Source organism: Agromyces sp. GXQ0307 (genome assembly GCF_044769845.1).
Lineage (GTDB): Bacteria > Actinomycetota > Actinomycetes > Actinomycetales > Microbacteriaceae > Agromyces.
Genome location: NZ_JBIZVY010000001.1, coordinates 563426 through 575811, shown reverse-complemented (window position 1 = coordinate 575811; position 12386 = coordinate 563426). Strand labels below are relative to the sequence as shown.

12 protein-coding genes are annotated in these 12386 nt (G+C 73.0%); 10 read left to right on the top strand and 2 right to left on the bottom strand.

Annotation, left to right across the window (positions count from 1 at the left end):
• The first annotated feature begins 135 nt into the window (after positions 1-135).
• The 10 genes from aceB to menC all read left to right on the top strand — a co-directional run bounded on the left by aceB (position 136) and on the right by menC (position 10845).
• Positions 136-1731: a malate synthase A gene (gene aceB, locus ACIQH8_RS02665; protein ID WP_400994434.1), complete on the top strand. Its 1596-nt coding sequence runs from the start codon at positions 136-138 to the stop codon at positions 1729-1731.
• 3 nt (positions 1732-1734) lie between these two features.
• Positions 1735-2991: a DUF6986 family protein gene (locus ACIQH8_RS02660; RefSeq protein WP_400994431.1), complete on the top strand. Its 1257-nt coding sequence runs from the start codon at positions 1735-1737 to the stop codon at positions 2989-2991.
• 59 nt (positions 2992-3050) lie between these two features.
• The gene (locus tag ACIQH8_RS02655; protein WP_400994429.1) at positions 3051-3926 is read left to right on the top strand and encodes a bifunctional allantoicase/(S)-ureidoglycine aminohydrolase; all 876 of its coding nucleotides are present in this window, start codon (positions 3051-3053) and stop codon (positions 3924-3926) included.
• A 14-nt stretch (positions 3927-3940) separates the two neighbouring features.
• Positions 3941-5374, top strand: coding sequence for an allantoinase AllB (gene allB / locus ACIQH8_RS02650; protein ID WP_400995683.1), 1434 nt, complete (start codon positions 3941-3943; stop codon positions 5372-5374).
• A complete protein-coding gene (gene uraD / locus ACIQH8_RS02645; protein ID WP_400994427.1) occupies positions 5371-5865 on the top strand; it encodes a 2-oxo-4-hydroxy-4-carboxy-5-ureidoimidazoline decarboxylase in 495 nt (164 codons plus the stop codon). Before allB ends, uraD begins: the two co-directional genes overlap by 4 nt.
• Positions 5862-6227: a hydroxyisourate hydrolase gene (uraH, locus tag ACIQH8_RS02640; RefSeq protein WP_400994424.1), complete on the top strand. Its 366-nt coding sequence runs from the start codon at positions 5862-5864 to the stop codon at positions 6225-6227. Before uraD ends, uraH begins: the two co-directional genes overlap by 4 nt.
• A gap of 2 nt (positions 6228-6229) precedes the next feature.
• Positions 6230-7129 carry a factor-independent urate hydroxylase gene (gene pucL / locus ACIQH8_RS02635; protein ID WP_400994421.1) on the top strand — a complete coding sequence of 300 codons (900 nt, stop codon included), beginning with the start codon at positions 6230-6232 and terminating at the stop codon, positions 7127-7129.
• 78 nt (positions 7130-7207) lie between these two features.
• Positions 7208-8485, top strand: coding sequence for a saccharopine dehydrogenase family protein (locus ACIQH8_RS02630; protein ID WP_400994418.1), 1278 nt, complete (start codon positions 7208-7210; stop codon positions 8483-8485).
• A gap of 143 nt (positions 8486-8628) precedes the next feature.
• Positions 8629-9450, top strand: a complete 822-nt coding sequence (locus tag ACIQH8_RS02625) for a hypothetical protein (protein ID WP_400994415.1) — start codon at positions 8629-8631, stop codon at positions 9448-9450.
• Between the two features lie 75 nt (positions 9451-9525).
• Positions 9526-10845, top strand: a complete 1320-nt coding sequence (gene menC, locus ACIQH8_RS02620) for an o-succinylbenzoate synthase (protein ID WP_400994413.1) — start codon at positions 9526-9528, stop codon at positions 10843-10845.
• Positions 10846-10867: 22 nt separating this feature from the next.
• On the opposite strand, the gene ACIQH8_RS02615 is transcribed toward menC, so the two are convergent.
• Both ACIQH8_RS02615 and ACIQH8_RS02610 read right to left on the bottom strand, forming a co-directional pair.
• Positions 10868-11476, bottom strand: a complete 609-nt coding sequence (locus tag ACIQH8_RS02615; RefSeq protein WP_400994411.1) for a hypothetical protein — start codon at positions 11474-11476, stop codon at positions 10868-10870.
• Positions 11476-12357 (bottom strand): endonuclease/exonuclease/phosphatase family protein, encoded by an 882-nt coding sequence (locus tag ACIQH8_RS02610; protein ID WP_400994409.1) that lies wholly within the window; start codon positions 12355-12357, stop codon positions 11476-11478. The genes ACIQH8_RS02615 and ACIQH8_RS02610 overlap by 1 nt, the downstream gene beginning before the upstream one ends.
• Positions 12358-12386 lie beyond the last annotated feature (29 nt).

The window sequence follows — 12386 nt, the reverse complement described above, 5'->3', positions numbered from 1 at the left end:
CTACGCCGCGCGCGTGCCCGGGCCTCCGGTGCGCTCATGCGCGCAGCACGGTTCCGACTCGCGCGCTTCTGCGCCAAGATGAGGGCGAGGCCTGGAGCAACCACCCCGCACGGGAGCGGAAGGGAGCGGCAGCCCATGACCATCGAGATCGTCCATGCCGACGGCGTCGACGGCGACGACATCCTCACGGAGGACGCGCTCGCATTCGTCGAAGAGCTGCATCACCGATTCGACGCCCGACGGCGCGGCCTGCTCGCCGCACGACGCGACCGTCGGGAGCGCATCGCGCGCGGGGGATCGCTCGACTTCCTCGTGGAGACCCGGGACGTCCGCGACGCGGACTGGCGGGTGCCGCCTCCGCCCGAGGCACTCGCCGACCGCCGAGTCGAGATCACCGGGCCGGCGTCGCCGGCGAAGATGGCGATCAACGCCTTGAACTCCGGCGCACGGGTCTGGCTCGCCGACCTCGAGGACGCGTCGAGCCCGACCTGGGAGAACGTCGTCGGCAGTGTGCGCAACCTTCGGGACGCGGCTCGGGGCACCCTCGCCTGGACCTCGCCCGAGGGCAAGGGCTATTCGCTCCGCGACGACGTCCGGCGGCCGACCGTGGTCACCCGCCCGCGCGGGTGGCACCTGCCCGAGAAGCACGTCCTCGTCGACGGCGAGCGGGCGTCGGGCTCCCTCGTCGACTTCGGACTGCATTTCGCGCACACGGCCCCGCTCCTCATCGAGGGCGGTGCCGGCCCGTACTACTACCTGCCGAAGCTCGAGGGGCACCTCGAGGCGCGCCTGTGGAACGACGTGTTCCTGTTCGCGCAGGAGCGATTCGGGATCCCGCGGGGCACCGTTCGCGCCACGGTGCTCATCGAGACGATCCCCGCCGCGTTCGAGATGGACGAGATCCTGTACGAGCTCCGCGAGCACGCGTCCGGGCTCAACGCCGGCCGCTGGGACTACCTGTTCAGCATCATCAAGGTGTTCCGCGACGCCGGGCCCGAGTTCATCGTCCCCGACCGTGCCTCGGTGGCGATGACGGCGCCGTTCATGCGCGCCTACACCGAACTGCTCGTCAAGACCTGCCACCGGCGCGGGGCCGTCGCGATGGGCGGCATGGCCGCGTTCGTGCCGAACCGCGCAGACCCCGAGGCCACGGCGGTCGCCTTCGAGAAGGTCCGCGCCGACAAGACCCGTGAGGCGGGCGACGGATTCGACGGCTCGTGGGTCGCGCACCCCGACCTCGTGGCGGTGTGCCGCGAGGTCTTCGACGGCGTCCTCGGCGACCGGCCGAACCAGATCGACCGGCAACGGCCGGAGGTCGAGGTCACGGCCGCCGAGCTGCTCGACGTCGCCTCGACCGGCGGCTCGGTCACCGAGGCGGGCCTGCGCACGAACCTCTCCGTCGGCGTCGCCTACACGGCGGCATGGCTCGCCGGCAACGGCGCGGTCGCCCTGCACAGCCTGATGGAGGACGCCGCCACGGCCGAGATCTCGCGCTCGCAGGTCTGGCAGCAGCTGCGGCACGACGTGGTGCTCGCCGACACCGGTCGCACGATGACCCGCGACCTCGTGCGCGAGGTGCTCGACGAGGAGGTCGCGGCGCTGCGCGCCGCGGAGCCGCCCGCACCGTACGTCGCCCACTACGAGCCCGCGGCCCGCCTCGTCGCCGACCTCGTCCAGGGCGACGAGTACGTCGACTTCCTGACCCTCCCCGCCTACGAGCTGCTGGCCTGACCCGTGCGGACCGCGCTGCCTCCCACCCTGTCGGCGTCGATCGACGACCGGCTCGCCGAGACCGATCGCCTCCTCGCGACGGCCTATCCCGGCGACGACGGGTCGCGCCAGCCGGTGCACACGGTGTACGTGCCGGGCGACACCGTCACCCACGACCTGCCGGCCGTGTGGGGCGCGGAGGCGCTCGCGGCGGCGGACTCGGCCGGGGGAGCGGAGGCGCTCGCGATCGGCGTCGGCATCCGGCCCGACCTCGCTGCGACGGTGGCCCGGCTCGTCGAGCGGAAGCTCGAGGTCGAACCCGTCGAGGACCTCCGCATCGACTTCGAGGACGGATACGGCGATCGCGGCGACACCGTCGAGGACGCCGACGTCCTGCGCGCAGCGGCGCAGGTCGGCGCGGCGATGGATGCCGGCACCGCGCCGCCGTTCATCGGAATCCGGTTCAAGTCGTTCGAGGCCGCGACGCGGGCCCGCGCCATCCGCACGCTCGACCTGTTCGTGACCGCGCTCGTCGAGCACGGCGACCTGCCCGACGGCCTCGCCCTCACGTTGCCGAAGGCCTCGACCCTCGCGCAGGTCGAGGCGATGGCCGAGGTCGCGGCCGAGCTCGAGCGCGTGCACGGGCTGGCCGACGGCCGGCTCCGGTTCGAGGTGCAGGTCGAGACCCCGCAACTCGTGCTCGGCGCCGACGGACTCGCCCCGGTCGCCCGGATCGCGCACGCGGCGCCGGGCCGGGTGAGCGGCCTGCACTTCGGCACCTACGACTACACTGCGGCGCTCGGCATCGCCGCCCCGCACCAGTCGCTCGCCCACCCGTCCGCCGACCACGCCAAGGCGGTCATGCAGCTCGCCGTCGCCGGCACCGGCATCCGTCTCTCCGACGGCTCGTCGAACGTGCTGCCGAACGGCGACCGGGCCGACGAGGCGTGGCGCCTCCATGCGCGGCTCGTGCGGCGATCACTCGAACGCGGCTTCCCGCAGGGTTGGGACCTGCACCCGGCGCAGCTGCCCACCCGGTTCCTCGCGACCTACGCCCACTACCGCGACGGTTGGTTCGAGGCGTCCGCACGACTGCGGCACGTGCACGACCGCACGGCGGGTGCCGTGCTCGACGAGCCCGCCACGGTTCGGGCGCTGGCCGGCTTCGTGCTGCGGGGCGTGCGGTGCGGCGCGATCACCGTCGAGGAGGTGGCGACCGCGACCGGGCTCGAGGCGTCGACCCTCGCTGCGCTCGCGAACCCGAGGCGCATGACGAACTGAGCGGATGCCGGCGACGGCCCGCACATTCCGTTTCCGGCATCCACGGACGAGGAGGTCCCATGAGCTACTACACCCCGCCGGGAGGACAGCCCGCGCAGACCGACCTGCTCACCGACCGCGCGATCGTGACCGAGGCCTACACGGTGATTCCGAAGGGCGTGCTGCGCGACATCGTCACGAGCAACCTGCCGGGCTTCACGGGCACCCGGTCGTGGATCCTCGCCCGGCCGATCGCGGGGTTCGCGACCACGTTCGCGCAGCTCATCGTCGAGATCACGCCGGGCGGGGGTGCCGAACGGCCCGAGGCGGAGGCGGGGGTCGAGGGCGTCGTCTTCGTCACCTCCGGTTCGCTGCGTCTCGAGCTTGACGGGGCGCGGCACACGCTCGGCCCAGGCGGCTACGCGTACCTCGCGGCGGGCGAGACCTGGTCCATCGCGAACGAGGGCGAATCGGCGACCTCGTTCCACTGGATCCGCAAGGCGTACGAGCCGGTGCCCGGCATCGCGGCACCGGCGTCGTTCGTCACGAGCGACGCGGACGTCGCACCGCAGCCGATGCCCGACACCGACGGCGCCTGGGCGACCACGCGCTTCGTCGACCCGGACGACCTCGCGCACGACATGCACGTCAACATCGTCACGTTCCAGCCGGGCGGGTCGATCCCGTTCGCCGAGACCCACGTCATGGAGCACGGGCTGTTCGTGCTCGAGGGCAAGGGCGTCTACCGACTGAACGGCGACTGGGTCGAGGTCGAGGCGGGCGACTTCATGTGGCTCCGCGCGTTCTGCCCGCAGGCCTGCGTCGCCGGCGGGCCCGGACCCTTCCGCTACCTGCTGTACAAGGACGTCAACCGACAGGTGCGGCTGACCGGGCCGGGTGGCGGCGCGGGTTGGCCGGCGGGCGCGCCGGGCGGCGGCTCGCAGGCGGGCGGCTGAGCGTGGGCGAGCGGATGCCGCCGGGCGACGCCCCCTCCATCGGGGGCGCCGAGGCATCCGTCGTGTTCGACCTCGTGTTCACCGGCGACCGAGTACTCGTCGACGGTGCGTTCGCACCCGCCCAGGTCGCCGTGCTCGACGGGCGCATCGCGCGCATCGCCGAACCGGGCGCCTCGCTCAGGGCGGCCCACCGCGTGCACCTCGCCGACGACGAGGTGCTCATCCCCGGACTCGTCGACACGCACGTACACGTCAACGAGCCCGGTCGGACCGACTGGGAGGGGTTCGAGACCGCGACACGGGCCGCCGCGGCGGGCGGGGTCACGACGATCGTCGACATGCCGCTCAACAGCATCCCGCCGACGACGTCGGTCTCGGCGCTCGCCGTGAAGCGGGCGAGGGCGTCCGGGCGCGTGTTCGTCGACGTCGGGTTCTGGGGCGGGATCGTGCCGGACAACGAGAGCGACCTGCTGCCGCTCGCCGCCGAGGGCGTGTTCGGGTTCAAGTGCTTCCTCGTCGACTCGGGCGTCGCGGAGTTCCCCCCGGTCACGGCCGAGCAGATGGAGCGGGCGATGAGCGTCCTCGCGCGCGGCGCGGGCTCCGCCGGGGGCGACGCCGATGACGACCCGCTCGTCATCGTGCACGCCGAGGACGCCGCGGTCATCGGCGCGTCACCGCACCCGCACGGCCGCGCGTACGTCGACTTCCTCGCCTCCCGGCCGGACGCCGCCGAGGGCGCGGCGATCGCGGCCGTGATCGACGCCGCGCGCCGCACCGGCACGCGCGCGCACATCCTCCATCTCAGCTCGTCGGCCGCCCTCGACGCGGTCGCCCGCGCGCGCGCCGACGGCGTCCGGCTCACGGTCGAGACCTGCCCGCACTACCTCGCGCTCACGGCCGAGCAGGTGCCCGACGGCGCCACGGCCTACAAGTGCTGCCCGCCGATCCGCGGAGCGGCGAACCGCGACGCGCTCTGGAGCGCGCTCGAGGCCGGCGTGATCGACATGATCGTCTCCGACCACTCGCCGGCCCCCGCCGCCGTCAAGTTCGCGGGCGACGGCGACTTCGGCGTCGCGTGGGGCGGGATCGCGTCCCTCCAGCTCGCCCTGCCCGTCGTGTGGACCGAGGCGCGCCGTCGCGGCGTCCGCCTCGAACGCGTCGTCGAGTGGATGTCGGCGGCGCCCGCGCGACTCGTGGGCCTCGCGCGCGAGGGCAAGGGGGCCATCGCCGAGGGCGCGGACGCCGACCTCGCGATCCTCGCGCCCGACGACGCGTTCACGGTGGATGCCGCGGCGCTGCACCATCGGCACCCGATCACGCCGTACGCCGGACGCGAGCTCGTCGGCGTCGTGCGGGCGACCTACCTGGCCGGGCGCGAGGTCGACGGCACGGTGGCGCGCGGACGGCTGCTGCGCCGGGCGGGGGCAGGCGGGAGAGCCGGGCGATGACACTCGACGCCTTCAACCGGGCTCGCCGTGACGACGCGATCGCCTTCCTCCGGCCCTGCCTCGACGTCGACCGGTGGTGCACCGAACTCGCCGACGGCCGCCCCTACGGCTCCGTCGACGACCTCCTCGCGCGAGCGGAGGTCGCAGCGAGCCCGCTCACACCCGCCGAGGTCGACGCTGCGCTCGCCCACCATCCGCGGATCGGCGAGCGGCCGTCCGGTGCGGGCGCCGGCGCGGCGATGTCGCGCGCCGAGCAGGCGGGTGTCGACCCGACCGATGCCGAGGTCGCCGCCGCGCTCGCCGAGGGCAATCTCGCGTACGAGCAGCGGTTCGGGCGGGTCTTCCTGATCCGCGCCGCCGGACGCTCGTCGCGCGAGATCCTCGACGCGCTCTCGGAGCGCCTCGGGCACACGCCCGCCGAGGAGCAGCCCGTCGTCGCCGACCAGCTCCGCCAGATCGCCGTCCTCCGACTGAAGGGACTCCTCCGATGAGCAGCCATGACGCCGCGCCCTCGCGGTCGCGCATCACGACCCACGTGCTCGACGCCACGTCGGGCCGGCCCGCCGAGGGCGTCGCCGTCGCACTCTCGGTGCGCGACGACGGCGACGGATGGCGCGAGCTCGACACCGCCGTGACGGATGCCGACGGCCGGGTCTCCCGCATCGGCCCCGACGAACCGGCAGCGGGCGACTACCGCCTGCGGTTCGACACCGCGGCGTGGTTCGCCGGTCGCGGTACGCCGACGTTCTATCCCGAGGTCGTCCTGACCTTCCGCGTCGACGACGACGGCCGCCACGTGCACGCCCCGCTGCTGCTCAGCCCGTTCGCCTACTCCACCTATCGAGGGAGCTGACCATGTCCGAACCCGCCATCGTCCTCGGCGCGAACCAGTACGGCAAGGCCGAGGTGCGCGTCGTCAAGGTCGCTCGTGACAGCGCACGTCATGAGATCGACGACCTGAACGTGACCTCGCAGCTGCGCGGCGACTTCGCCGCGGCCCACCTCGAGGGCGACAACGCCCACGTCGTGCCGACCGACACGCAGAAGAACACGATCTTCGCGTTCGCACGCGACGGCATCGGCTCGCCGGAGGCGTTCCTGCTGCGACTGGCCGACCATTTCGTCTCGTCGTTCGAATGGGTCACCGGCGGCCGCTGGGCCGCCGAACGCTTCGCCTGGCAGCGCATCGTGGTCGACGGCGCCGAACACGACCACGCCTTCGTCCGGTCGGGTCACGAGGTGCGCACCGCCGTCGTCGTCGCGGACGGCGCCGACCGTCATGTCATCGCCGGGCTCCGGGACCTCACGGTCATGAAGACCACGGGCTCCGGGTTCGAGGCTTACCCCCACGACCGGTACACGACGCTCGCCGAGACCCACGACCGCATCCTGGCGACGGATGTCTCGGCTCGCTGGCGCTACGCCCACGCCGACGTCGACTTCGACGCCAGGTACGCGAGCGTGCGGGCCCTGTTGCTCGAGGCGTTCGCCGAGGGCTACTCGGCCGGGCTGCAGGCGACGCTCTTCGCGATGGGGCGTCGGGTGCTGGAGGCGCACGATGACATCGCGGAGATCCGCTTCTCGATGCCGAACAACCACCACTTCGTGGTCGACCTTTCGCCTTTCGGACTCGACAACCCGAACGAGGTGTTCCACGCCGCCGATCGCCCGTACGGGCTCATCGAGGCGGCGGTCGAACGCGAGGGCGTCGCGAGCCCCGCGGCCGCCTGGGAGGGCATCGCCGGATTCTGCTGAGCCGCGGACGCGGGCGCGTGGGCATCGGCACAATTGTCCAACTGGACAATTGTCGTCGGGGCGGCTACCGTACCGAGCATGCGAATCCTCCTCATCGGTGCGGGGGGCGTCGGCGATGCCATCGCCAAGATCGCCGCCCGCCGCGACTTCTACGAACTCATCGTCGTGAGCGACTACGACGAGTCCCGCGCCCGCCGTACGGTCGACTGGATCGCCGCGAAGCACGGCGACGCCGTGGCGGCCCGGTTCACCACCGCACAGGTCGACGCGAGCGACCCCGAGGTCGTGGCATCCGTCGCCCGCGCCCACGGCGCCACCCACGTCATGAACGCGGTCGAGCCGAAGTTCGTGCCCTCGATCTTCCGCGGCGCGCTCGCCGCGGGCGCCGACTACCTCGACATGGCCATGAGCCTGTCGGAGCCGCACCCGACCGACCCGTACGCCGAGACCGGCGTGAAGCTCGGCGACGACCAGTTCGCGCAGGCCGACGACTGGGAGAAGGCGGGTCGCCTCGCACTCGTGGGCATGGGCGTCGAGCCCGGCCTCTCCGACGTGTTCGCGCGCTACGCGGCCGACCACCTCTTCAGCGAGATCGACGAGCTCGGCACGCGCGACGGCGCCAACCTCGTGGTGCGCGACGAGGAGGGCAACGAGATCTTCGCGCCCTCGTTCTCGATCTGGACCACCATCGAGGAGTGCCTGAACCCGCCCGTCGTGTGGGAGCAGGAGCGCGGCTGGTACACGACCCCGCCGTTCAGCGAGCCCGAGGTGTTCGAGTTCCCCGAGGGCATCGGCCCGGTCGAGTGCGTGAACGTCGAGCATGAAGAGGTGCTTCTCATGCCGCGCTGGGTCGACGCGAAGCGCGTGACGTTCAAGTACGGCCTCGGCGATGAGTTCATCAACGTCCTGAAGACGCTGCACCTGCTCGGCCTCGACTCGACCACGCCGATCCGCGTGCGCAGCGCGAACGGCCCGGTCGAGGTCGCTCCGCGCGATGTGGTCGCCGCGGCGCTGCCCGACCCCGCCACGATCGGCCCGCGGATGACCGGCAAGACCTGCGCCGGCCTCTGGGTCACCGGCCGCGGCACCGACGGCGAGCCGCGCGAGGTGTACCTCTACCACGTGAGCGACAACGAGTGGACGATGCGCGAGTACGAGGCGCAGTGCGTGGTCTGGCAGACCGCGCTGAACCCGGTGATCGCACTCGAGCTGCTCGCGACCGGCGCCTGGTCGGGCGTCGGCGTGCTCGGCCCCGAGGCGTTCGACGCCCGGCCGTTCCTCGACCTCATGGCCCGCGCCGAAGCCGAGGGCGGCTACGGTCAGCCCTGGGGCATGGAGGACCGCCTGGCCCGCTGACCTCGCGCCTCGCGCCTCGCGCCTCGCGCCTCGCGCCACGTTCGAGTGCGGTTTCTGCGGTGGAGTGCCGTCCGAATCCGGTCTCCACCGAAGAAACCGCACTCGAATGGGTCCGCCCGCGGGCACGCGATAGGGTCCGGACCATGACGGATGTCGCGACCCTCGCCCGCGCGCACGAGCTCGCCGACGAGGAGGACCGCCGCGCCGGCGTCGTGACGCGCGACGCTCGGCCCGACGAACTCGCGGGCGTGCTCGCGCGCTTCGACGCGACGTGGGGCGCCGGGCGCTCGTTCGACGTCGCCTCGCTGAAGGCCGTCGCCCACGCCGGAAACACCGTGCTCGTCGCCGTGCCCGCGCAGGGCCGAGCGGATGCCGCGGGCGAGCGCCCCGATCGCGCCGATCCGCCGCTCGGCGCGGCGCTGGGCTTCCTCGGCTGGGAGGGCGGGCTGCACGTCCACTCGCACATGAACGCCGTCGACCCCGCCGCGCGCGGGCGAGGCATCGGCGTCGCGCTGAAGCTCCGCCAGCGGGCGATCTGCCTCGACCACGGCGTCGACGAGGTCCGCTGGACGTACGACCCGCTCATCCGCCGCAACGCGCGCATGAACCTCGTTCGGCTCGGCGCCGAGGTCGCCGCCTACCACCCCGACTTCTACGGCGAGCTGCGCGACGCGATCTCGGGCGGCGACCGGAGCGACCGCTTCGAGGTGCGCTGGCGACTCTCCTCGCCGCGCACGACGCGAGCGCTCGAACGGATGCCGCAGCCGGCGTGGCGCGCCGACGGCGGCCTGCCCCTCGTAGCCGACTTCGAGGCCGTGCGCGCCGCCGACCCCGACATCGCCTCGGCGCTCCGCGACGCGTCGCGTGCGGCCTTCGTCGCGCTGGCCGACGGTCGGCTCCGCCCGGAGCTCGACGCGAACGGCGACTACGTCTTCACCGCCGACGACCCCGATCGCGCGGGCTGACGCCTCGGCGCGCTAGCGTCGTCGTGGGCGCCGCTCGAGACGTCTCCGGTGCGCCCCGGACCCGAGGGAGGATCCATGACCGACGACCTCGCAACCGATGCCGAATCCGGTGCCCCTCGCATCGAGGCGATCGAGCTGCACCGCCTCGAGGTCCCGCTCGTCCGTCCGTTCGAGACGTCGTTCGGCCGCGAGACGGCGCGGGAGGTGCTGCTCGTGCACGTCCGCACCGACCGCGGCGACGGGTGGGGCGAGTGCGTGGCGGGCCGCGACCCGTTCTATTCGGGGGAGTACGTCGACGGTGCGGCATCCGTCATCGAGCACTACCTCGCGCCCGCACTGCTCACCGCCCCCGCATCGCGCGTCGTCGACGACGGCCACGTCAGCGGCGTGCTCATCGAGGACCCCGCGCATCCGACCGGCGTCTGGGTCGACGACCGCGAGCAGCATGTCGGCGCGGCGGCGGAGGCCGGAGCCGGCACGCCCGGCGGCGCGGCCGCGTCGATCGCGAGCGTGCCGCTCGCGGCATCCGTCGCCTCGACCCTGTCGTTCGTCGCGGGCCACCGCATGGCGAAGGGCGCACTGGAGGCGGCCGTGCTCGACGCCGAACTGCGCGCGCAGGCGCGCTCGATGGCGGAGAGCTTCGGCGCGGTGCGCGACTGGGTCGACTGCGGCGTCTCGGTCGGGATCGCGCCGACCCTCGAGGAGCTCCTGGACGAGGTCACCGGCTACCTCGAGGAGGGCTACCGCCGCATCAAGCTGAAGATCAAGCCCGGCTGGGACCTCGTGCCGGTCGCCGCCGTGCGCGAGCTCATCGGTCGCGACGCGATGCTGCAGGTCGACGCGAACACCGCCTACACCGCCGACGACATCCCGCTGCTGGCGAGCCTCGATCCGTTCGACCTCCTCCTGATCGAGCAGCCCTTCGCCGAGGAGGACCTCGCGACGCACGTGGCGCTGGCGCAGGCCGCCGAGACGCCCGTGTGCCTCGACGAGTCGATCCTCGGCGTCTCCACCGCGGTCGACGCGATCGAGCGCGGCGCGACGAGCATCGTCAACATCAAGCCCGGGCGGATGGGCGGATTCCTCGAGGCGCTGCGCGTGCACGACGCTTGCCGGGCACGCGAGGTGCCGGTGTGGTGCGGTGGCATGCTCGAGACCGGCGTCGGCCGGGCGGCGAACGTCGCGATCGCCGCGCTGCCGGGGTTCGTGCTGCCGGGCGACACGTCGGCGTCGGGCCGCTACTTCGCCGAGGATGTCACCGAGCCGTTCGTGCTCGGCACCGGTGAGCACCGCGGGCAGATCAGGGTTCCGGATGCCGCGGGCACGGGGGTCACGGTGCGTCAGGAACTCGTGCGCGCCTGGGCGTCCCGCGCGGTGGTGACGATCGGCACGTGACGGCGCGGACGCCGCGGACGCCTCACGCCGTCTCGGCCGGGGCTGCGAGCGGCTGGGATCTCGGCGCCAGCACCGGCAGCGCGAGCCCGCCGAGCGCCGAGCCGAGGCCGCCCCAGACGAGGTCGCCGATCGTGTCGCGGTAGTCGACGTAGATGTCGTCGTCGATGAAGTTCTTGCCGAACCACTCGAAGACCTCCCAGACCACCGCGAGTCCGAGCCCGAACGCCGTCGTGACGAGGACGGCGGCGAGCACGGGCCGGGGCAGCCGCTGCGGGTCGGCGATGAGGTGGAGGCGCACGAACAGGAGCACCGCGATCACGGCGGCGAGCCCGTTCATGAGGAAGTGCATCGGGATGTCCCACCAGCGGACGGTCACGTAGAGGTCGGTCACGCTGCTCCACACGGAGACGAGCGCGATGAGGCCGAATGAGAGGTCGAGCGCGGGGCGGACGTGCAGCACCCGCGGCAGCACCATCGCGGCCGAGACGAACGCGAGGCTGACGACCCCGAGCGGACCCCACCCGATGCCGGCGATCGGGATGCAGATCAGTGCGATGAGCCGCAGCACGTCGCCGGCGATCTCGCCGGGGCCCTCCGCGCGCCGCGCGAGTCCGCTCCAGATGCTCCGCATCACCCTGCCTCCTTCGGACGGACGGTCGCCGTGTCGTCGCTCGAGCGGTGCCGGAGCACCGCCTGCACGGGCTCGTGGTCGGATGCCGCGCGCCCCTCGAACCTCGTCGCGTTGATGCCGGCGTGCGTGACCTCGGCGGCACCGCCGACGAGGATCAGGTCGATACGGCGTCCTCCGCGCCTGCGCGGCCCGTAGTTCGAGAACGTGCCCCACTCGGGCGTCAGCCGCTCCGCGGTGGCGTCCCAGGCGTCGCGGAGGACGCCGTCACCGGTGAGCCTGCGGTGCACGGCCGATCGTTCGTCGGCGTTGAAATCGCCGGTGACGACGATCGCGGCGTCGGGCTCGTCGAGGTGCGCGGCGTGCGCGAGTCCGGCGATCATGAGCGCCGACTGCAGCCGGGAACGGCGCGAGAGGTGATCGAGGTGGGTGTTGAGAACCCGGAGTCGGGCGCCCGTCTCGCGGTCGGTGAACTCGGCGGCGACGACGAGCCGACGTGTCAGGTTGCCCCACGACCGCGAGCCGTGCTCGTCGGGCGTCGCGGAGAGGGCGAGCTGCCGCCAGTCGGTGAGCTCGAGACGGTCGTCGTCGTAGTAGACGGGGCACGCTTCACCATGGCCGCCGGGATCGCGCCCGGTGCCGACCCAGCGATGGCTCCGGCCGAGCGCGTGGCCGACGACCTCGACCTGCTCGTCGAGGGCCTCCTGGACGCCGAGCACCGTCGGCCGCTCGGCGGCGAGGAGTCGCCGCACGAGCGGCTTGCGCGTCGCCCAGCGGTCGGGGCTGCCCGGGCGGTTGCGCGGCATCCGTCGCCGGACGTTGAACGACATCACGTGCAGGTCGGGCGCCTCGACCGGGCCGATGAGCGGCTCGTCCGTCGTCATGCGCCCAGCGTACGCCCGGCCGCAGCGGC